This window comes from Umezawaea tangerina (assembly GCF_003002815.1).
In the GTDB taxonomy this organism is placed as follows: domain Bacteria; phylum Actinomycetota; class Actinomycetes; order Mycobacteriales; family Pseudonocardiaceae; genus Umezawaea; species Umezawaea tangerina.
Map to the genome: position 1 here is coordinate 283,144 of NZ_PVTF01000014.1, position 19,194 is coordinate 302,337.

Sequence of the window (19,194 nt, forward strand, 5' to 3'; positions counted from 1 at the left end):
GTTGGCACGTCCTTATGGGTTGGCGCGTTCGCGGGTGAAGTCGTGCTCCTCACCGGTGGATTTGAGGATCGGCAGCGTGCCGGTGTGCTCCTGGTAGCGGCGGCAGATGACGTCGACGTACCGCGGGTCCAGCTCGACCAGGCGGGCGTCAGCACCGACATGGTGGGCGGCGATCAGGGTCGAGCCGGACCCGCCGAAGGGCTCGTACACGAGGTGCCCACGGCGGCTGGAGTTCGCCAGCTGGCGGCGGATCAGCTCGACCGGCTTCATGGTCGGGTGGTCCTCGCTGCGCGCTGGCTTCGGGACCTCGAACACCGTCGACTGCGCGTTGTCGCCGTACCAGCCCACTCCGCCGCGGCCGCGGCGTCCCTCGCCGCCCGCGGTGAAGCCGTACATGATCGGCTCGTGCCGGTAGTGGTGGTCGGCGTGCCCGAGGGCGAAGGCGTCCTTCACCCAGATCAGGTTCTGGCGGAACACCCACCCGGCGCCGCGCACGGCCGCCTCGAACACAGCTCGCGCCATGTCCGCGTGCGCCACGTAGTACGGCGAGCCAGGGCGCAGGGCCACCGTCGCCACGGCGAAGGCGCCCGCGAGCAGGTCGGGTAGCCCGGCCGCCCCGTCGTTCTGGATCGTCTTGCCGCCGTGGGCGAGCCGGTCCTTCGCCGCCAGCTCCCGCGGCCCGCCGACGTAGTCGACGCCGTAGGGCGGGTCCGTCCACATCGCGTCGCACAGGTCGCCGTCGAGCATCTCCTCCACCGCCACCACGTCGGTGGCGTCACCGCACAGCACCCGGCTCCCGCCAAGCAGCCACACGTCACCGAGCTTCGAGTGCGGATCACGGGGTGCGTCCGGAACGTCGTCGACGTCGGTGAGCGCAACGGCAGGCTCACCGTCCTCGATGGACGCGAGCAGCCCAGCAAGGTCGTCGGAGTCGAACCCGGTCAGTTCCAGCAGCTGCGCGTCGGCGAGGTCCTCGAGGAGTTCGGCCAGCCCGCGCTCGTCCCAGCCCCCCTTGACGGTGATGTGGTTCGACGCGACAAGGTACGCCTCGGCGTCGTCGTCGGAGCGTGACGCCCACCCGCGGATGACCGGCATCAGCCACACGCCGTCCGGCCCGAGTCGCACGCCGTCCGGCGGCGTGATGCCCTCGGCGTGCATACGCACCAGCTCGTCGTACCGGCCGTGCCCGGCCACCAAGCGGCCCGTGCGCTCGTCGAGCAGCGGCAGCTCGGCGAACCCGAAGTGCCCGATGCTCCGGCTGATCGCCTCCGTGTCGTGACCCTTGGGGTTCCGGTGCGCCGGGGTGACCTCGTCGAGCGGGATGTAGTCGACGCGGCGCCCGGCCGCGGTGGGTGGGGTCGTCACTTCAGGGCCTCCATGTCCACCCCGACGACCGTGTACTGCACGGACACGTCGCCGCCCAGGTCGACCCGCACCGGCAGGTCCACGCCGTAGAGCCGCCGCAGCGACTCCGACAGCGACTGGATGCGGGTGAGCGCCTGCAGCTTCGGCCCGGCGTCGAACAGGGGAGAGCCCTCGCCCTCGCGGATCACGGCCTTGCCGGTCTCCGGGTCGATCGCGGGCATGCCCTCGCGGATGACCTTGCCGTGCGACACGACCACGTAGTCCCGGTCGTACAGCTCCTGCGCCTTGCGGAGCGCGTCCTCCAGCAGCTCCCGGTGCTCGGTCCGCAGCTCGGCCGCTTCGAGCGCCGGGATGTCCCTCAGCGCCTCGGCGTAGATCTGGTGAGCCCGCTGCCTCGACACCGGCGGCACGAGGCGCTCGCCGATCTCCTCGAATGTGTACCGCAGCCGCTTGAGCCGGAGCACCTCCGCCTTGCGGTGCTCGGCGTCCTCCACCTCCGCTGGAGTCCTGGTGTCCACGTCAAGCCCCCCTTGGTGTCAAGCGCCGCGTGCCGTCCAGTGTTCAGCGTAAGCGGTTGTGACACTGGACGGCGAGGGTGTGGTCGGAGGGGTGTCGTGTCCTTCGTGGACTCGGGGATGGGGTGGGGGCGGCGTGGTCGTGTGGCGGGTCTAGAACCCCGCGTGCATGGAGCGGGTGCTGTAGAGGTGCCAGTCGGGGAGTGCGGCGGCCTTCGCGCACCGGCGGACGATGGCGTTGATCGCTGTGGTCGAGATGTTGTCGTGGGAGTAGAGCCGGTCGTGCTGAGTGACCGACCGGAGCAGGGGGCCTTCGCCGGCGGTGTCGACGTCCCGCTCTGCGAGCGCGGTCAGCCAGTCGTTCAGGAGGTCGACCGGGCTGGTGTCGGCGTCCTCGCTGCGGGGGACGCGGACGAGCTCGCTGGCGGCGAACCGGTACTTCGGCAGGCGGATGAGCACGGTGAGCCCGCCGTCCGGATCGCGTCGGACATCGCTGAAGGTGAGGTCGGCCAGCTCCCTGCGGCGTCCGGCCAGCGCGAGGCCCAGCGTAAGCAGCAGTCGGTCACGCTTCCCTGCGAGCGCGGTCTTGTCGCAGGCCGCGGTCATCCGGTGGAGCACGTCCACCGTGATGGGGGGTGCCTCCATCTGGGGCCTGTGCGTCGAGGTGGCGAGGTTGTAGTCGCGCAGCACTAGCAGCGCTGCTTCGGTGTCCGGGGCACCCGTGAAGCCGGCCCCGCGGTGCTGGGCGCGGATCGCCGCGACGGCCTGCTGGATCGTGGCGGGGGCGCGGCCCTGGTCGCGCAGGTGTGCGACGTAGTCCGCGAGCGTGGTGGCTGTCGTGGGCAGCGACGTGCGGTCGTGGTCGGTGCACCAGTTGGTGAACGTGGCCCACTGGGAGCGGTAGACGCGCTCGGTGTTCTCCGAGGGGGTGCGGCGGATGTGCGGCTTGGGCATGGCGAGGCTCTCCGTGGTGGTGCGATGGGCGGGTGCGGCGTGCCCGAGTAACTTGCGATAAGTAATGTTATCGCAAGTTAGTGACCAGCTCCGCCGGGGGACCGCCCGAAGCGCCTCCGTCGCGGCAGAGGGCTGCCGGTATCACCGGTTCCGCTTGGTCGCCTGGCTGCTCATCTCCTGCTCGAACAGTTCGTCGGCGATGTCGGAGGGAGAGTTGACGAGGGCGAGGACGTGCTTGCCGTAGCGGTCGGTGGTGGAGGCGTAGACGTGGCCGACGAACCGGCGGATCGCGTCGTCTGGCACCCCGGCTTGGCGGAGGGCGGTGATGAGGGAGTGGCGGGCGGTGTGCGGGGACACCGTGCGGGGCTCCTCGACGCCGGCGAAGTCGGCGAGCCGCTGGAGTAGCGCGGCGACGTCGCCGCGGTCCATGCGGCCGCCGGACGCGGTGGCGAACAGGGGGACCGTTCCGCCGTGCTGGCCGCGCACCGCGACGGTCGCGCCGAGTCCGCGGGAGGCGAGGTAGCGGTCCAGGCGGACGCACACCTCGGTCGGGAGCTTGTAGGCGTGGCGGCGGCCGCCCTTGAGGGTGACCCACAGGACGCGCACGCCGCCAGTGCGTTCGATGTCGGCTGTGGTCGCGTTGATCAACTCGGAGATGCGCATCCCGAGCCGGTAGAGCAGTGCGACGAGCGCCGAGGTGCGCAGCCGGACCTGGTCGACCGGGTCGTGGTCGGCGGCGTACTGGAGCTGGGCGACCTCGGCGAGGGAGAGCGACCTGGTGGGGGAGTCGTTCTTCGGCTGGTCGACGCCGAGCTTCTTGCGGTTGACCAGCACGAGCGGGTTGCGCTCGGTGTGGCCTTCCTCGATCAGCCACCGGTAGAGGCTCGACGTCACGGTGAACGCGTGCGCGCGAGTCGAGTGCGACAGCAGCTCGCCGGTGATCGGGTGCGGCGCCTCACGCAGGTCCTCGGTCCAGGCGACCACGGTCGACCGGTCGGCGTCGAGCAGGTGCGTGCCGGTTGCCGCGCACCACGACAGCCAGCTGACGCCGTTGCGGAGCGTGCTGGTGTCCCGGAACTCGGCGGTCTTCGGGTGGAACGGGTAGCCGATCGCGTCCGCGTAGGTCGTGCGGGTGTTGTCCTTGCACTCGGCGAGCCACTGGCCGACCAGCACGAGCCCGGCCGTCCACCGGTCGCCGTCCGGGTCCGGTACGGGCAGCTGGTCGACCGCCACCAGGTCGCTCACGAGGTGCCCCTGTTGGTCCGCTGATCGGGCTCCAGCTCTTCGAGTTGCTCCCACGAGCACCCGTCGTCTGACCACCAGACCTGCGCGCGGCCGTCCTTGATGTCCAGGATTTGACCATCGAGCCCGACGGCGGGACACCACACGAGGCCGTTGACGCTGAAGCTCATGGCTTCCACTCCTCGCGGTACCCGTCGCAGTGCTGGTAGGCCAGCGCGAGGGCCTTGAGGATGCGGTCGGGGTACCCCCACTCGCCGTTGCTCTGCGCGTCTTCGGTGGCGTCCAGGATGGCGGTGTGCGCCTCGCACTGGGCCAGCACGCGCGGCGGGCCGTAGCAGTCACACGCCTCGAGGCCGAGCACGTCGCCGTCGCGGAAGTGGCGGCAGCAGCCGAGATGGTGTTCGTGCGCCAGCTCGCGCGTCTCGGCGATCTGGGTGCGGAGCCACGGCAGCAACTGGTCATCCACGACGTACTCCGTTCTGGCCGGTCGCCTGCTGCCACTGGTGGCCGCAGGACCTGCACTCTCGGGTGATCTGCTCTTGAGTCTCGAAACCCCACTCGACGCGGGTCCGAATCTCCAGAGGCTGTGTCGCGTCCGCCTGGGTCCGTGTGGCCGCGGGGAACTCGTCCATGACCGCATGCCGAACCCGGCGACCCGTTGGTACCTGCTGGCGTTCGCCGAGCAGGTGGTAGCGGCTGTCCGCGCAGGCCGGGCACTTGGCCCACGCGCTGAGCGGCTCGACTTCGGGTGGCGTGAAGCTGGTGTCGGTGAGCAGCACCTGTCGTTCGCGCGCGAACTCGTCCAAGCCGGTCACGTCCGGCCGGACGTGACCGTCCGTCCAGTAGGAGACGAGACCACCGTAGGCGGAGACGGCGCCGTCCTCACAGGACGTCCGCTGCCACGACAGGCCCGACTCCTTCGCCATCACTCCTCGCCAGCACTACGTCGGCGTTGGAGGGCGCCGTTGTCGTGCACGGAGGGATTCGGGAACACGCCGATCCGCTCGCGGGCCTCGTGCTCAGCTTCGTCGATTGCAGCGCGCAGGCGCTCTACCAAGCCGGTCATGGGCTCTCCAGACGATGTCGGTTCGGCTCGTGGATCTCCCGAGATCCTCCCCTCATAATACAGATTATGAGGGGAGGAAGCCGGTAGAGCTGTGCCCGGTATGACCTGCGTCAACCTGCCTGTGACGGCCGTCTGGAGTCGTCCGCGAACCGGCGGTCGATCAGTCGCTGACGAGCGCATCCCAGCAGTCGGAGCAGATGTGGCTCTCCTCCGTGATGTTCTCGTTCCAGACGTACCTGCTGCAGCGAGGACAGGTGTCGTTGAAGTCCTCTTCACACTCGGCGTTGAAGCACCGGCCCAGTGCCGCCGGGCTGCGCAGGCCGGTGTCCGGGTCGTACCACGCCACCATGTCCTTGCCGCATTCCGGGCAGTTCACGGACGAGTCACCGGTCTCGGCCATGTCCTGCCAGCTCAAGCCCAGCCGGTCGAAGAGGAAGTCCTCGAAGTACTCCTCCCGCGACTCCCACCGCCTCGTGCAGAAGGCGCACCGCGGCTCGACGTGAGCGGGGATGTTGACCGGCGCGGCGACAGCATCGCTTTCCAACAGCACCGCGGGCTGCCCGCAGTCGGGGCACCACGTCTTGGTCACGCCGTCCAGAGCCGGGTGCAGCCGCTGCATCCGCCCGCTCACGAGGCTGGTGATCGAGCCGAGACCGCTGCGGATGCTGGGCAGTGAGCGTTCGAGGAACTGCTCGTCCGCGCTGGTGAGGTGGGATTCCGGGGTGATGTAGGCGTCGATGAAGTCCAGAATGAACCCCAGCACCTTGCTGGTCTGGGACTCCACTGCCTCGGTCGTGCTTGTCAGGCCATGGTGCTGGAGCTGATTGCGCAGCTTGTCCAGCGCGGCGGCCGCCGTCCGCTGACCGTTGCCGATCGTGATGCCGTCGATCTTCCGCAGCCGTTTGATCGCGTCTGCAGCACCGATGCTTCGAAACTGCCCGGCCTCATACTGCTGCTGGGTGGCCGTGGCCGAGTCTTCTGCGAGGACGAGGGTCCAGTCCTCGCAGATCAGGCGGTACTTGAGGAGGACCTCCACACCTGCGTGCAGGTGGAGCACCGCGTACTTCAGGTCTCGGGGCGTGGGGGCGCCGCTGAGCCGCTCGACGGCGTCGACGAGGTAGTCCACGCCGTTCTGCAGCGGCGGGAAGTGAACGTCCTGTTTGGTCCCGCTGATACTCACGGTGCACACCTCCACGCTCGAACTCGTGACCTCATGGGTATGCCGACAGCGTAGCCACGCTGGCGCTGCTGACCCCTGCTATTTAGGTGCCGAGAGCGAAGGTGAGCTGGTCGGGATCGCCGCCGCCTGCGGCGGGCCCGTGGAGTCCGGACTTCGTGCAGCGGCCGCAGGTGACCGCCGACTTGGTCGGCATGAAGATGCTGAAGTCCCAGCCGCCGGTGCCGACGTGGCAGCCGGGGCCGGGCACGTCAACGCCCAGCCAGCCCTGCATGCGGACCGCATGCACGACGGTCGAACCCCGGAGGTAGCCGTTGTCGGTATGGCTGAACCGGGCGCGTGCGTCGGCCGCGGGTTTGGCGAGCGCATCGCGCAGCGAGGGCGTGGTCACGGTCAGCCTCCGAGGGGTGCCTCATCGTCCACGGGTAGAACGACAGCGGGCCGACCGGAGTGGTAACCGGTCGGCCCGCTGAGATGTCTGGTGGAGGAGAGCGAGGGAACTAAGCATCCATTTGCAGTGGTTGGGTAGAAGGAAGCTCCCTCAAGGCCTCGCGGCTAGCAGGCTAGCACCGCCTGCCCGCTACTGCGGCACCAGTTCCCGGAGCGTGTCGAGCGTGAACACCTGTGAGCCTTCCGGCAGGTGCTCCGGTCGCTCCAGCCCGACGAACGTCACCGGCTCGTCGAACGCCATGCCCGGCGTGTACTCGGTGACCGAGGTGGCTTCGCGGCTCATGAGGTCGACCACGTACTGCACCTGCAGGTACCGCCGCTCGACGATGCCGCGGGCCTGTAGCGCCGTGCTGAGCCGGTTGGTCTCGACGCGGTTGAAGTTCACCCCGCCTTGCAGGTAGAGGTGCAGCCACTTTGCCGACCACGTGAAGTCGGCGTTCCGGATGAACACCAGGGGCAGTGCGACCCGGCCGTTGCCGCGCATCTCCGACCGCGAGCGCACGGTCTTCGCCTCGAACGGGGAACCCTGCTGGCCGCGGGCTCGGGTCATGAAGCCGAACAGCGACTCGGCGACCTCGTCGAACCCCTCCCCCGCGTAGATGTTCACCTGGGGCACCACGTAGTGCGCCGAGATCGCGCGCAGGGGGACGTCGATGAACTCGGTCGCGCCGTTCGTGGCGTCGGTGATGTCGCCGGAGGACACCGCACCGTCGAACGACAGGCTGGTCCACGACACGTGGCCGAGGTAGTCGAAGTCCTCGTTGAGCAGGAGCGCTGAGAGGTCGAAGTCCGTCCGCTGCATGGTCTGCTTCCAGTAGCAGAAGAACCTCAGGACCTCACCATCGACCGACGCCAGCGAGCCACGCGGCATCACGCCGAACCCGTCGGCGGAGGCCTTGCCCGACAGCGGCAGGGCAACCTGCAGCACCGCGGGGTCGACCACCAGGCGGTCGTGGCTGAGCGGCACGCGGTGGGCCAGCTCGTCGTCGAGCAGGGCCACGACCCGTGCGACGACTGCGGCGTCCAAGGGCGGCCGCTCGTCGGTGGTCACCCACGAGCGTGCGGAGCGGTTGGCGAACACCCGCGCCGTGTCCGGGGCCGTGCGGTTGCCGAGGTGCTCGCGCACCGAGCACAGCACCCGCCCGGACACCCTGTTCGCCACCGACTGGAGGGTCCTGATCACCATGTCGGTCTCGTCCGGACCGCAGGAGCGCAGCACGCGGTCGAGCTGGCGCAGCAGCATCCCCGGCGCCATCGCCAACCGTTCGACCGCGCGGCCGACATCGCCCGCGGCGAATGCCAGCTCGACCCGCCCGGCCAACGACCGCGCCGCCAGGTCGCCGCGCGCGACGGCGAACACGTCCTGCGCGTGCGGGTAGCGGCGGAACTCATGCGGGTGCACGCCGCTGCTCAGGCTCTTCCAGCGCTGCCGGTAGCGGCGCACGTCGCCGAGCTTGTCCGGGTTGGCCGCCACGACCGTCTCCAACGCGGCCATCAGGGCGCGGCGCTGGGGCCTGCCGAACGACCGGAATCGGGTCGGTTCGGCCAGCGACACGTCACCACCGCTGAACTGGCACGCCAGGCGCAGCACGTCGGTGACGGTGTCCACCGCCACCAGCTCACGCCCGGAGGCCAGCCGGACGCCGTTGACCACCGCGCGGTTCTCCCGCACCGGGATCGTCGTCGGCTGGTCGCCGTCGACGCACTCGCGCGCCAGCTGCTCGAGCAGCGCCAGTTCGGCCTCGCCGAGCGGCACCGTGCTGCCCGCCAGCTGCAGGTACAGCGCGGTGGTCTCCTCGGCGAGCGTGCCGCCGAGGTGCAGCACGGTGACCCGGTCCTTCGCATCCGAGATCAGGTCTGCGTGTGCGGCCAGCATCTCCTCGTAGGTGTGCTGGTAGGTGCCGTAGCGCGGCAGCGCGAGCAGGTTGATCCCGCCGCTCGCGGCCGCGGCCAGCAGCTGCTCGTCGGAGGGAACCCCACCGTCGCCGCCGACGCGGGAGCCGACCAATGCGTCGCGAAGGCAGCTCGCCCAGAACTCCAGGGTGTCCGGGACACCGCGCGGGAAGTCGCGGAAGTACACGTTGTGGGCGACGTGGTCGCCGACCAGCTCGCGAACCGCACCCAGCACCCGCACGGCGGCGTCCATCGCCGTGCCGGGCTCGAGCCGGGACAGGTGCTCCAGCAGCGGACCGGATGCCTTGAACCCGGCGGACATGAGGACCACGTCCAGCTGTCGGGACACGGAGGTGGCATCGCCGGTCGCGCCCGCGACGGCCGGGACCCGCAGCGTCTTCTGGATGATCAGTTTTTCCAGCATGGATGCCTTCTTGCTCGGAGGAGAGTCGGGGCGCGCGACCAGCGTCGCAGCAGGCCGAGCGGTTCAGTAGCGAATAACGGCCGTGGGGATGTCAGCGGCCCACGCGACGCGGCCGATCGAGCCGTTCGGATCGCACTCGACGTACCGGGCGGTCGGTACCGCCTGCGGTCGTGGCCTCTCCCCCGTCGGGCAGCGCGGCCACACCGAACATCCTGCTGCCGCCGTCGCGGTGGTTCGGGGCCAGTCCGCCATCCGACATCACCGTCACCGGGCGACCCGCCACCAGCGCCGCCATCACCTCCGCCACTTCGACAGAGGCGCCCATCAGTCGAATTTGGACAGTCACTTCTTAGGCCTCCAAAGGGATTGTGTTTCGTGTACGCGGGTCATCGCGTGGTCAGGGCCGTGGGTACTGGTCGAGCAACGTCAAGGTGATCGACGTGAGCGCGCCGATCACCGCGCCGAAGAACGTGAACAGAGCGACGTCCTCGTTCCGCATTCCACCGACCTGTGCCGAGAGGATGAAGGCCATCACAGCACCAGCGCAGGCGTACTTGACGACCTCCGACAGTCGCGGTCGATGGGGTTGCGTGCTCACCCGTCGGCTCGCGCGGAGACCTGGTAGGGCCTGACCGACACGGAGTTGTTCTCGACGACGATGTCCCAGCGGTCGGCGGCGCGGTCGCCCTGTGCCTCGATCACCCCGGACACCAGGTGGTCGAAGGTGAAGTGCTTGAACTCGTCGGGGTAGAACCGGCCAGGCACCGGCTCCTGCAGCTCCAACTGCACGGCCGCGCCTGGCATGAGGAACGTGTTGATCAGGTACGCCATCCAGAGTTCGCCGTTGTAGAACTTCTCGACGCCGTCCCACTCGATGCCCGCCCCGTCCTCGGTCGGGACCCAGTCGCACCACACGCCGGGCTGCCCTTCGGGCTGACGATTCGAGTCCTGGACGTCGATGCCCGCGCCAGGCCCGTCCTTGCCGCTGCCGTCGACGAAGTAGGGGCCATGGCCGCGGGCCATCCGGCGGGTCTCGCTGAACTTCCGCAGGTAGGCGATCTCGTGCTCGTTGAGCGGCGGCGCCACGGTGACACGGCCGGTGTAGTCGGTGTTGTAACCCATCTCGGGGTGACTCCTAGTTGGTCGGTGGACACCGGTTGAGGATTAGAAGGCGCCTTCTGCCACCTGCATCACGGTGAGGCCGATCGACCGCCAGGCCCTGACAACCCGGTCACGGTCGTCGAACACGCACGTCACCGCGTACTGGTCGCGAATGTGTCGGTCGAACAGCTCGAGCTTCACCACGTCGTCGCGGCGCCGGTCGCCAGCGGGCCGCATGAACAGCCCGGCGTACGGGATCTGCACGTGCTCACCGAGCCACTCCTCGGTGACGTCCCGGTAGGTGTCGTCGCGGCCGGAGCAGAACACCAGCAGGTGCCCGGCGAGGTACATGCTGTTGACCGCGGCGATCACCGGATGGTTCGGCACGTCGAGGTGATAGCGGCTCGTGTCGAACGGCTCCCGCACCCCGGCGTGCAGCGCGACGGTGCCGTCGACGTCCACCATCACCGTGGCGGGCAACGCCGAGTTGGCCACGTACGGCCGCCCGATCGCCGTCGTTCTCGGCGTCGGTACGGGGAGCGGAAGTGCCTGCCCTGCCAGGAACCGGCTGTGAGCCTTCCGGATCACCTCCTCACCGACCGGCCGGGCGCGGTCGCGGTCGCGGCGGACGCACTCCTCGACGTCGACGTCGGTGAAGTCGCGCACCTCCAGCTCGGCGCCGAGCTTCGTCGCGAGGTCGACCCACGCTCGGAGGTAGCGGACGCGGAGGTTGGTGTCGTCGACGATGACGTCCACACCGGACCGCAGTAGCGCTTCGACCGAGGCGCGCTGCGCGAGCGACACCTGCTTCTCGGTGACGTGCAGGTGGTAGCCGCGTCCGTGCATCAGGTCCCGCAGGTCGTCGCGGTTGACCCGCACGAGCGAGCCGGGCTCGGCTTCGCCGAGCAGCCGCTTGGCTTCCGTGGTCTTCCCGCTGGCGGGCAAGCCGCGGGTGACGATGAGCCGGGTCATGATGCGTCCTCCGACAGGGTCATGAAGGGCAGCTCGTGCTCGGGGCACGTCGTCCGCCAGAGGTAGGTGTCGATCGACTGCCCGTCGGCGAGGCGGAAGATCGCGCCGAAGTGCTTGTGCGGCCTCGCAAGGGCAGCGAAAGCTTTCCGGTCGCCCCCCGTCTGGACCCGCATCTGCTCGCAGGTGGCCGTGATCTCGGCGCGGAGCGACTCCACCGCGCCAGTTAGCTCGGTGAGGCGTGCGTGTACCCACTGGAAGAACTCGTCGGGTACCCCGTCAAGCACGGTGCTCAGCCAGTCGGGGCCGATGGTGCGGATGCGCTCGGCGTCGGCCGGGTCGAGGTGAAGCTGGGTGGCGTACCACTGCCGATTGGCATCGGCCGGGGCCGGGCAGGCGTTGACGGCGAGGAACTCCCACAGCCGCCGTGCTGAGCAAGTGGTGAGGACCTTGTGCAGCTGGAGGTAATCAGCCTGCTTGATCTTCACCCGCTGGTCGTTGTGCAGAAACCGCACCACGAGACCTTCGGAGTTCGGCCGCGGGGCGGCGGCGAGAGCTTCGGCGAGGCTGGCGTACGGGAAGACCTGGACGCGCGGGCCCGGCCAGTCGGCTGTGAGCAAGGCGTTCGCGGTGACGCCGGTGTCGGTGTCGATTGCGCCGAGCAGGACCAGGTCGTCCAGCTCGCCGTAGTCCAGGACGATCCGGTTCGCCGGGTACACGATCTCGAACAGCACGGTGACGCCCTCGGGTGGCACCCACCTGCCCGCGTACCGCTCGTTGAACAACGCGGTGGCGTGCCGGGCTTGGTCGCTGGTGAACGAGCCTCGCGTGGCGACTGCCCACCCACCGGGCACCGGGTACAGGATGCCGAGCGACCCGTCTGCCTTGTCGCTCGCGATCACCGGCGTACGCAAGTCGAGGTCACCCGCCGTGGGATCGCCGTAGTTGAAGAACTTCCCGAACGGTCGAGCGACGATCTCGCCGGTGTCGCTGTCGACGATCAGACCTCGGCACGTGGTGGTGACCGCGTTCCACGCGCGGCCGTACTGGGCCTCCACGGTGTAGTTGAAGATCGAGAGCGGGAGCATCGGATGCTGCTGCACCCGCACGTACCCCTCACGGATCATCTCGCCGAGTAGTCCCTGGTCAAACAGGTCACCAAGCTTCGTCACGTGCGTCTCCTTCGGCCTGCGAATGCCACATAGTGTTGCCTCATGGTGTGGCACCGTCAAGCCGGATAATGCCACATGGTGAGGCCACTGGCGGTGTGACATGATCGGCGCATGAGCTCCGACCTGGAGGCGGCCGCAAGCGCCTTCTACCGCGCCGAGGCGGCGCTGGAGAAGCGCCGCGAGGAGCTGGCCAGCGCGATCGCGCAAGCGGCGCGCGAGCAGACGAAGCCGTCGGAGATCGTGCGGACGGTCGATGCCGCTGCCCGCAAGGCAGGACAGAAAAGTGGATACACCCGTGAGCACATCCGGCGAATCCTGCGTGCCGCTGGAGTCGAGGGTGGACGCGACGGCGCCCCACCCGCCCCTGGGTCGGGGCCGAGCGGGGCGCCGGGGTGAACGCAGTGGGTTCGAGGTAAGCCACGTCGTCGTGATCATGGGCGGAGCGGAACCCTCCGGAGGCCTTATCCGGAGGGCCCCGTTCCGCGGCTCCCGTGGGAGGAGCCTTATGTGGGCACCAGATCCTGGTGCCTTAGCTCTTGGGGTGCGTCTCCGTGTGCCGTCAACGTCCGGTCGTACCGCTGGCATCGTGTACGGGTGTTGGACTGGTAGCCAGCCGTGACTATCTGGCCGGCGGTTTGGTCGGTGGCTTCGGCCCGGTCGGACCGCCCGTGCCGGGCGAGGTCGGCGAGGTGCGCGGCTTGTGCTGTTCCCAGCTCAGTGGTCGGCCCAGCGGGTTCCAGTACTGGATCTGTGACTGCGGCTTCATTGGTCAACTTCCTTTGTGTTCAGGACAGTTCGGGTCTGGCTTTCGTACTCGGCCCAGACCGAGGAAGATTCGCCACGTGCAGGTACAGGTGTCGTCGGCTTCTTTCACTGCGCCACTGTCTCCGTCGTTGTGCAGCCGTCAGGCTGATCCGCTAGTGGGGCGACGTTGTTCCAGGGCGGCGTAGTAGGGCCGCACCAAAGCGATCTCTTCGGTCGGCTCATCATCCACAATGGACTGTTGGGAGCGAGGTGAGAGTGCGCTTGTTGGCCAATCTTCGGCTGCTGCCTTGGCGAGGAGGTCTGCCACGGTCAGCTCAGCTACGCGCCTCTCACCCATCGTGGGCGGCCTCGATCATCCGCATGACGGTTGCGTAGACCTTCTCGCCGTGGTCCGTCTTGATGGACGCCAGGTAGAGGTCTGCGGTCGTTTGTTCGTTGGTGACCAGCAGTCTCATCACGACGTTGAAGTGATGCATGCACTGGAGGACGTCCGGGACGAACGGCTTGGCGATGTGAAGACTGTTGTTCTCGCTCATGCTGCTGTGCTCCGGTGACTCTGGGGAGCGGTGGCCCTGACCTCGATGGGGGAGAGGGGCAGGGCCACCGCCTTGTGCCGTCCGGCCGTTGACGCGGGGGTGTAGCGGCTGGACGGAGATCGGACGGGGTGGTGCTCCGGGGCGGACATCAGCCCGAGGAAAGTGGACAGCGCTCGCTGGTGGTGTCGTTCCGCGACGCGCTGCTCGTACTGCGGTACAAGGCGAAACCCGGCGGCGGCGACGACGGTCGTCAGCGCGACGAACGCGAGTAGCGCTGGGTCGAAGACGATGATGCGGGCGATCGCCATCGCCGTTGCGACGATCACGACGATGCCGTGTCCTTGCGTGCGGCCGACCGGATCAACGCGACGAAGTGCGCGGCCTCGGCTGGGGAGAGCAGGACTTCGGGGGCGTGCTGGACCACTGCGACACCGCCACCTTCGACTCGTCCGGCGCCGACTTTGGATCGCCTGCCGTCGACGCTCCGGCAGTCCATGAGCTCCTGGCTGTGGATCTCGTGCATCCGTGACCTCCGTCGCACTTGCGATCCCCCGTACCGCCTCGCGCTTTAGCGAGCGTGCAACCGGACGCATAGCGCGAGGCGGCGGGGCTGAAGGCGCCACCCGGCGTGCCGGGGGGCCGTTCCGCAGTTGTCAGCCTACGTTGGCGCATGACAGTTTGGCGAGACGCCCAACCGGGTGAGCAGCCGTCGCTCGCCGTGTCCGGCAGACTGAGGCTTGATCACGGAAGGACACCGATGAGCGACTACGACAACTCCGGCGTCACAGAGACCGACGCCTCGGTGACGGCGTCCGACTTCAAGGTCGAGGTCGGCGCGAGGCTGCAGGCCATCCGAGAGGAACGGGGCCTGACGCGCGAAAGTGCGGCGGAAGTCCTCCGCTGCTCCGTCGACAAGATCGGGTCGTCCGAGCGTGGTCGGACTGCTCTCTCCGCGGTGGAGATGTCGATCCTGCTGGACTTCTACGACGTCCGGGGTGCACGACGCGAGCACCTCGAGGCTCTCGCGGAGAAGGCGAAGAAGCGCCGGTCGCCAGCACCGTGGTCGGCGGCGGTGTCGCCGCGGCTGAAGAGGTTCTTCCAGCTGGAGGAGACGGCGGTCCGCGTCCGCACCTACAACCCGCTGCTGGTGCACGGCTTGGCGCAGACCGAGGACTACGCACGCGCGCTCATCGCAGGCGAGGGTGGAAGGCGGCCTGCCCAGGTCGAGCAGCTGGTGCGTGCGCGCATGGCGCGGAAGGCTCGGCTGAACGGTCCCTCGCCGGTGTCCCTGACGATCGCGATCCCGGAGGCCGGATTGCGGAGTGGGATCGGTGGCCCGGAACTCATGCGTGGACAGATCGAACACCTGATCGAGTTGTCCACATCCGGCCGAGCCGACATTCGTGTGATTCCCAATGGCCCGGCCGTGTACCGCTCCCAGTCGTTCGCGTTCAGCATCCTTGACCCGGCTGGGCGTAGAAATCCTGTTGTCTACCTCGAACATATGCTCGACGGCGTGCTCATTGAGGATGCTGCTCGTGTGTCGGAGTTCGAGGACGCGTTCGAGGACATGCTCAATACCGTCGCCCTCTCGCCGGGTGACTCGGTCACTCTGCTCGCTACAGTCGCGGAGCAACCGTGACGCAGCAAGCGAGAGGCTGGGACGATGTCCCCTGAACTGAGAACGGCGGTATGGCGGAAGTCCAGCCGCACCGGCGGCAGTGGTGGTCAGTGTGTCGAGATCGCAATGTGCTCGACGGTTAGTGGAGTCCGCGATTCGAAAGATCCTCGCGGGCCGGTGCTGGAATTTCGCCGGGCCAGCCTGGTGAGTTTCCTGAACAACATCAAGATGGGCGACTAGCCCTGTTCGCGTGTCGGAGGCCGCGCCCACGGCTGTTGGGCGCGGCCTCCGCCGCTTGTTCTACCGCACTGCTGCCCCAGCCTGGGGCGTTTGCGGCCGACAGGGCAGCTGCGGAGACGATCCCTCGGAACTCCCTGACCTGACGGTCAGTGAGGAACGCCGCGCCCCTGGGTGGGCCGATGACGGCAACCAGGCCGTCCCGTACTCCAGCGCCGATGTTGATCTCGTTGCCTTCGTCGTCCAGGCACGTGATGAGGCGCAGGTTCCTGATCTCCGAACTCTCGTCGTCGGTTGCCATGCGCGGGAGGCTACCCAGCAAACGGGTTAACCAGGCACAAACTCCGCTAACTGGGAGCTATCGGATTCGTGACGCCCTGTTAGTGGTTGGCTTCCCCGGTGCGTCGCTGGCTGGTGCGCCAGCAGGCTTAGGGGACCCTATGTCCCACGTTTGCCCCGCGCCGCCGATCCTGAGATCGGCGGCGCGGGTTCCGCTGCTGGCCAGCGGCCTAACGTGGGGCCGGAGAGACTCGAACTCTCACTGGCACGGACCTAAACCGTGTGCCTCTGCCAATTGGGCTACGACCCCCTTGGGTAAGCCTATCGACACGCTCCCGCCGCTGACCAACTACGGTGGGGCAAGCCCTAGGGCACCGCTGACAGGAGGACATGTGGCTCGCGATCCCGACACCATCCAGCGTGAGATCGAGCAGGCTCGCGACGCGTTGGCCACGACCCTGGACGAGCTGGGTACGAGGGCGAACCCCCAGCGCTTCGTCGACGAGGGCAAGGCCACCGTGCGCGCCAAGTTCGACGATCCGAAGGTCAAGTACGCGCTCATCGCGGTGGGCGTCGTCGTCGGTCTCCTGGTCGTGCGCAAGCTGTTCCGCTGACCGCTCGGGTCCAGCGGGCCACCCCGGCCCGCTGGACCTCCGGCTCACGACGACAGCTCACGGCGAGAGTTCACGACGACAGCTCACGTCCACAGCTCACGGCGACAGCAGGAACCAGACGAACAGCCCCGTGGCCCCGTTGGCCCACGCGAGCAGTGCGAGGCGCAGCCAGCGGAACTTCATCCGCGCGATCACGGCCAGGTCGTGCGCGGCCCGCCAGGCCTCGCGGGCGGCGGTCCGCCGGTCCGCCGCGAGCAGCTCGTGCACCGGGGTGGCCGCCACCGTCGGCCACGAGAAGCGCGAGTGCCCGCGCGCGACGACCCGTGGCCGCAACGCCGCGGTCAGCGCCACCGCGGTGGTCACCACCGCCGCCAGCGTCCACACCAGCACCGCGGCCAGCGCCCACTCCCGCCACGAGTCGGGGGTGAACGACGCGCGGATGGCCGTCCGCTGGCCCACCAGCGCGCCGCCGAGGATCGTGGTGGCGGTCGCCAGCAGGCCCGCCTTCGTGTCGGCGTTCGTGACCCACCCGCTGAACTGGGCGATCGCGAACTGCGCCTCCGCGAGGGTGTCGGCCCGCCGCCGGACGACCCGCTTCACGACGTCGTCCGCGGCACGTGGATCCACGCGTGGTCGTCGACTTCCTTGACCACGAACGGGACCCGCCGGAACGCGAAGTGCTCGACGAGCACCGGGTCCTGGAACACGACGCCGCGGTACCAGGAGTCGGAGACCACGACGGCGAGGTTCGCCTCGGGGGCGGCGGCCAGGGCCTCGCGGCCCGCGGGCAGGTCGACGAGCCTGCACGCGGTGTTGAGGTCGCGGCCGATCCAGCCCCGGCCGTCCCTGGCGACCTCCCCGGCGTGCAGGGCGAGCCGCAGCTTCATCCGCACGGGCGCGGTGCTGCGGCGGGCGTGCCGGTCGAGCTCGCGCTCCAGGTTGTGCACCAGCCGTTCGGTGATCCTCCTCTTCGGCACCGTCGCCGGGATGAGCAGGATGATGCTGTCGCCCCGGTCCTGGGTCATGTCGTGCGGCCAGTCGATCCCGGAAGCGGCCATCGCGGTCTCGAGAACCGTGTACAACTCCTTGCGCAGCCACCTCTGGTCCTCGTCGGACCTCATTCCGTAACCCGCTATGTCGGCGATGACTAACGAGTGGTGGGTCAAGTTCTCGTCCATGGAAAGCTGCGTACTCCTTCGACGTGGTGCGCCTACGAGAATTGCGTATTCCGGTTCGCGATCCGATGTTAGTTTCTTTTCGAGTCCGCCGGACCCGTACTGGCGGCCGCGCTGACGAGGTCCACCATGGTGCGTCGGGGACCGCATGGCTCCGCACTTTGGCGGTTCGCTACCGGCCGGACTCTGCTACGGCCCGCAGCGCCGCCACGTTCGGCAGCACGGTCTGGCCGGAACCGCTCACCAGCAGACCCGCGCTCTTCAACGCGCTCAGGTGCCGTTCGGCCGTCCGCCCCTTGATCCCCGCGAGGGAGCCCAGCTCCACGGGGGTGAGCGCGAACGGCAGGGTGCAGCGCGCGTCGGTCGGGCACCCGCAGGTCTTGGCCAGCTCCACCAGCACGCGGGCCACCCTGGAGTACGACCCGTTCGCGACGAACTCGACCCGCCGCTGGTCAGCCCACCGGAAGCGCTCGCTCCCCATCCGCAGCAACGGGGCGTGCACCTTGGGGGTGTGCTCGACGAACCGGGTCCACGCGGCGCGGGGGACGGACCGCGCGACGACCTCGCCGCAGGCGATCACGTCGGCCGAGCGCGGGTTCCCGTCGTAGGCGGCAAGCTCGCCGACCACGTCGCCGCCGACCCGGATCGCGAGGAGCGCGACGTCGCCGTTCTCGCCCGCGGCGACCACCTTGACCACGCCGCTGAGCAGGACCACCACGTGGCCGTCCTGGTTGCCCTGCGCCAGGATGCGGAAGCCGTCCTCATGGGAAAGACGGGTGCCGAGCCTGAGCATCTTTTTACGGGTCGCGTCGTCCAATTGGCCCAGCAGGGTCGTGATCGGCCATTCGGAGGAATTGTGGGACGGCGGCTGGACTATGGCAGCCTCCCCTGATCGCGTAGTTATTCCCGCGCGATTAGGAGACTACTGTCGAATACTCCCGGAAGTGTCCGCAAAAACGGTACCTACCGGTACCTACTGGGCGCCGACCAGCGGCATCAGGACCTGGTCCACCACGCGGTCCACGAACGGCCGGTCCAGCGGGTCGCCGGTCAGCATCAGCCGGTAGATCAGGGCCGCGCCCGCCAGCTCCACGGTCATGCCCAGCGGCGCGTGCGGGCGGATCTCGCCGCGCTCGCTCGCGCGTTCCAGGATGCCGCGCAGCACGTCCCGCTGGGAGATCAGGAACGTCTCCCGGAACGCCGCCGCCAGCTCCGGCTCGTGCGGCAGCTCGCCGACGAGGGCCTGCGCGGCCTTGCCGATCGGGCCGGACAGGAACGCGGCGAACGAGTTCAGGAACTCCCGCAGGTCCTCGGCCAGCGACCCGGTGTCGGGCGTGGCCAGGTTCTGGCTCGCCAGCTGGGTGCAGGTGTCGATCACCAGGTCGAGCTTGGACTCCCAGCGGCGGTAGATCGTCGCCTTGCCCGCGCGGGCCCTTGCGGCCACGGCGTCCATCGTCAGGGCGCGGTAGCCGACCTCCGCCATGACCTCGAGCGCGGCTTGGCGCAGAGCGTCGTCCCTGCTCGCGTCGCGCGGCCTGCCGCGCTGGGGAGAGCGGGGCTCCTCGCTGTACGCCGGTGTAGCCAAAATCAAGCCGCCTTCCTCATCTGCACGTGCACGGTTGAAACATCCTAGGCGTGT

General features: G+C 68.7%; 27 protein-coding genes and 1 tRNA gene. 4 read left to right on the top strand and 24 right to left on the bottom strand.

Features of this window, described 5'->3' with window-relative positions:
* Window positions 1-12: 12 nt before the first annotated feature.
* From CLV43_RS38455 to CLV43_RS38510, 16 genes are all read right to left on the bottom strand, one after another.
* Window positions 13-1,365, bottom strand: a complete 1,353-nt coding sequence (locus tag CLV43_RS38455; protein ID WP_106193918.1) for a DNA modification methylase — start codon at window positions 1,363-1,365, stop codon at window positions 13-15.
* Window positions 1,362-1,883: a hypothetical protein gene (locus tag CLV43_RS38460; protein WP_146175081.1), complete on the bottom strand. Its 522-nt coding sequence runs from the start codon at window positions 1,881-1,883 to the stop codon at window positions 1,362-1,364. Before CLV43_RS38460 ends, CLV43_RS38455 begins: the two co-directional genes overlap by 4 nt.
* Before the next feature lie 150 nt (window positions 1,884-2,033).
* Window positions 2,034-2,834, bottom strand: a complete 801-nt coding sequence (locus tag CLV43_RS38465) for a site-specific integrase (RefSeq protein WP_106193921.1) — start codon at window positions 2,832-2,834, stop codon at window positions 2,034-2,036.
* A 141-nt stretch (window positions 2,835-2,975) separates the two neighbouring features.
* Window positions 2,976-4,079 carry a tyrosine-type recombinase/integrase gene (locus CLV43_RS38470; RefSeq protein WP_106193923.1) on the bottom strand — a complete coding sequence of 368 codons (1,104 nt, stop codon included), beginning with the start codon at window positions 4,077-4,079 and terminating at the stop codon, window positions 2,976-2,978.
* Window positions 4,076-4,246: a hypothetical protein gene (locus tag CLV43_RS48180; protein WP_170156200.1), complete on the bottom strand. Its 171-nt coding sequence runs from the start codon at window positions 4,244-4,246 to the stop codon at window positions 4,076-4,078. The genes CLV43_RS38470 and CLV43_RS48180 overlap by 4 nt, the downstream gene beginning before the upstream one ends.
* Entirely contained in the window at window positions 4,243-4,542 is a 300-nt protein-coding gene (locus CLV43_RS38475) for a DUF6221 family protein (protein WP_106193925.1), read from the bottom strand. Before CLV43_RS38475 ends, CLV43_RS48180 begins: the two co-directional genes overlap by 4 nt.
* Window positions 4,535-5,002, bottom strand: a complete 468-nt coding sequence (locus CLV43_RS38480; protein WP_106193926.1) for a hypothetical protein — start codon at window positions 5,000-5,002, stop codon at window positions 4,535-4,537. The genes CLV43_RS38475 and CLV43_RS38480 overlap by 8 nt, the downstream gene beginning before the upstream one ends.
* Window positions 5,002-5,142, bottom strand: coding sequence for a hypothetical protein (locus CLV43_RS48185; protein WP_170156201.1), 141 nt, complete (start codon window positions 5,140-5,142; stop codon window positions 5,002-5,004). Before CLV43_RS48185 ends, CLV43_RS38480 begins: the two co-directional genes overlap by 1 nt.
* A gap of 160 nt (window positions 5,143-5,302) precedes the next feature.
* Window positions 5,303-6,337: a hypothetical protein gene (locus CLV43_RS38485; protein ID WP_106193928.1), complete on the bottom strand. Its 1,035-nt coding sequence runs from the start codon at window positions 6,335-6,337 to the stop codon at window positions 5,303-5,305.
* 67 nt (window positions 6,338-6,404) lie between these two features.
* Window positions 6,405-6,710: a hypothetical protein gene (locus CLV43_RS38490; RefSeq protein ID WP_106193929.1), complete on the bottom strand. Its 306-nt coding sequence runs from the start codon at window positions 6,708-6,710 to the stop codon at window positions 6,405-6,407.
* A gap of 189 nt (window positions 6,711-6,899) precedes the next feature.
* Window positions 6,900-9,086: a TerD family protein gene (locus CLV43_RS38495; RefSeq protein ID WP_106193931.1), complete on the bottom strand. Its 2,187-nt coding sequence runs from the start codon at window positions 9,084-9,086 to the stop codon at window positions 6,900-6,902.
* A 91-nt stretch (window positions 9,087-9,177) separates the two neighbouring features.
* Entirely contained in the window at window positions 9,178-9,411 is a 234-nt protein-coding gene (locus CLV43_RS47395; protein WP_146175082.1) for a hypothetical protein, read from the bottom strand.
* A 72-nt stretch (window positions 9,412-9,483) separates the two neighbouring features.
* Window positions 9,484-9,618 (bottom strand): hypothetical protein, encoded by a 135-nt coding sequence (locus tag CLV43_RS50225; protein ID WP_281262198.1) that lies wholly within the window; start codon window positions 9,616-9,618, stop codon window positions 9,484-9,486.
* Between the two features lie 62 nt (window positions 9,619-9,680).
* Window positions 9,681-10,208 carry a hypothetical protein gene (locus tag CLV43_RS38500; RefSeq protein ID WP_106193932.1) on the bottom strand — a complete coding sequence of 176 codons (528 nt, stop codon included), beginning with the start codon at window positions 10,206-10,208 and terminating at the stop codon, window positions 9,681-9,683.
* A 42-nt stretch (window positions 10,209-10,250) separates the two neighbouring features.
* A complete protein-coding gene (locus tag CLV43_RS38505) occupies window positions 10,251-11,159 on the bottom strand; it encodes a phosphatase domain-containing protein (protein ID WP_106193934.1) in 909 nt (302 codons plus the stop codon).
* Window positions 11,156-12,382: a T4 RnlA family RNA ligase gene (locus CLV43_RS38510; RefSeq protein WP_245887290.1), complete on the bottom strand. Its 1,227-nt coding sequence runs from the start codon at window positions 12,380-12,382 to the stop codon at window positions 11,156-11,158. Before CLV43_RS38510 ends, CLV43_RS38505 begins: the two co-directional genes overlap by 4 nt.
* A gap of 57 nt (window positions 12,383-12,439) precedes the next feature.
* Here CLV43_RS38510 and CLV43_RS38515 point away from each other — a divergent pair, with 57 nt between their 5' ends.
* Window positions 12,440-12,724 carry a hypothetical protein gene (locus CLV43_RS38515; RefSeq protein WP_211304755.1) on the top strand — a complete coding sequence of 95 codons (285 nt, stop codon included), beginning with the start codon at window positions 12,440-12,442 and terminating at the stop codon, window positions 12,722-12,724.
* A gap of 698 nt (window positions 12,725-13,422) precedes the next feature.
* On the opposite strand, the gene CLV43_RS38520 is transcribed toward CLV43_RS38515, so the two are convergent.
* The 3 genes from CLV43_RS38520 to CLV43_RS38530 are packed head-to-tail and all read right to left on the bottom strand — an operon-like array spanning window position 13,423 to window position 14,152.
* Window positions 13,423-13,629, bottom strand: a complete 207-nt coding sequence (locus tag CLV43_RS38520) for a hypothetical protein (RefSeq protein WP_106193938.1) — start codon at window positions 13,627-13,629, stop codon at window positions 13,423-13,425.
* Complete coding sequence (locus CLV43_RS38525; RefSeq protein ID WP_106193939.1) at window positions 13,626-13,955, bottom strand: hypothetical protein; 330 nt, start codon at window positions 13,953-13,955, stop codon at window positions 13,626-13,628. The genes CLV43_RS38520 and CLV43_RS38525 overlap by 4 nt, the downstream gene beginning before the upstream one ends.
* Window positions 13,952-14,152 (bottom strand): hypothetical protein, encoded by a 201-nt coding sequence (locus CLV43_RS38530; protein WP_106193941.1) that lies wholly within the window; start codon window positions 14,150-14,152, stop codon window positions 13,952-13,954. The genes CLV43_RS38525 and CLV43_RS38530 overlap by 4 nt, the downstream gene beginning before the upstream one ends.
* 234 nt (window positions 14,153-14,386) lie before the next feature.
* Between CLV43_RS38530 and CLV43_RS38535 the strand changes: the two genes are divergently transcribed.
* Entirely contained in the window at window positions 14,387-15,271 is an 885-nt protein-coding gene (locus tag CLV43_RS38535; protein ID WP_170156203.1) for a helix-turn-helix domain-containing protein, read from the top strand.
* Window positions 15,272-15,295: 24 nt separating this feature from the next.
* On the top strand, window positions 15,296-15,490 hold the full coding sequence (locus CLV43_RS38540; protein ID WP_106193944.1) for a DUF397 domain-containing protein: 195 nt from the start codon (window positions 15,296-15,298) through the stop codon (window positions 15,488-15,490).
* A gap of 512 nt (window positions 15,491-16,002) precedes the next feature.
* Here CLV43_RS38540 and CLV43_RS38545 read toward each other — a convergent pair.
* Window positions 16,003-16,076, bottom strand: a tRNA-Leu gene (locus CLV43_RS38545).
* Between the two features lie 82 nt (window positions 16,077-16,158).
* Between CLV43_RS38545 and CLV43_RS38550 the strand changes: the two genes are divergently transcribed.
* Complete coding sequence (locus tag CLV43_RS38550) at window positions 16,159-16,380, top strand: DUF3618 domain-containing protein (RefSeq protein WP_106193945.1); 222 nt, start codon at window positions 16,159-16,161, stop codon at window positions 16,378-16,380.
* A gap of 96 nt (window positions 16,381-16,476) precedes the next feature.
* Here the strand turns inward: CLV43_RS38550 and CLV43_RS38555 are convergent, their stop codons facing one another.
* The 4 genes from CLV43_RS38555 to CLV43_RS38570 form a co-directional block, all read right to left on the bottom strand.
* Entirely contained in the window at window positions 16,477-17,007 is a 531-nt protein-coding gene (locus CLV43_RS38555; RefSeq protein ID WP_106193947.1) for a Pycsar system effector family protein, read from the bottom strand.
* Complete coding sequence (locus tag CLV43_RS38560; protein WP_106193948.1) at window positions 16,977-17,501, bottom strand: hypothetical protein; 525 nt, start codon at window positions 17,499-17,501, stop codon at window positions 16,977-16,979. The genes CLV43_RS38555 and CLV43_RS38560 overlap by 31 nt, the downstream gene beginning before the upstream one ends.
* A gap of 226 nt (window positions 17,502-17,727) precedes the next feature.
* Window positions 17,728-18,372 (bottom strand): Crp/Fnr family transcriptional regulator, encoded by a 645-nt coding sequence (locus tag CLV43_RS38565; protein WP_146175084.1) that lies wholly within the window; start codon window positions 18,370-18,372, stop codon window positions 17,728-17,730.
* A gap of 156 nt (window positions 18,373-18,528) precedes the next feature.
* Entirely contained in the window at window positions 18,529-19,146 is a 618-nt protein-coding gene (locus CLV43_RS38570) for a TetR/AcrR family transcriptional regulator (protein ID WP_245887282.1), read from the bottom strand.
* Window positions 19,147-19,194: the final 48 nt, after the last annotated feature.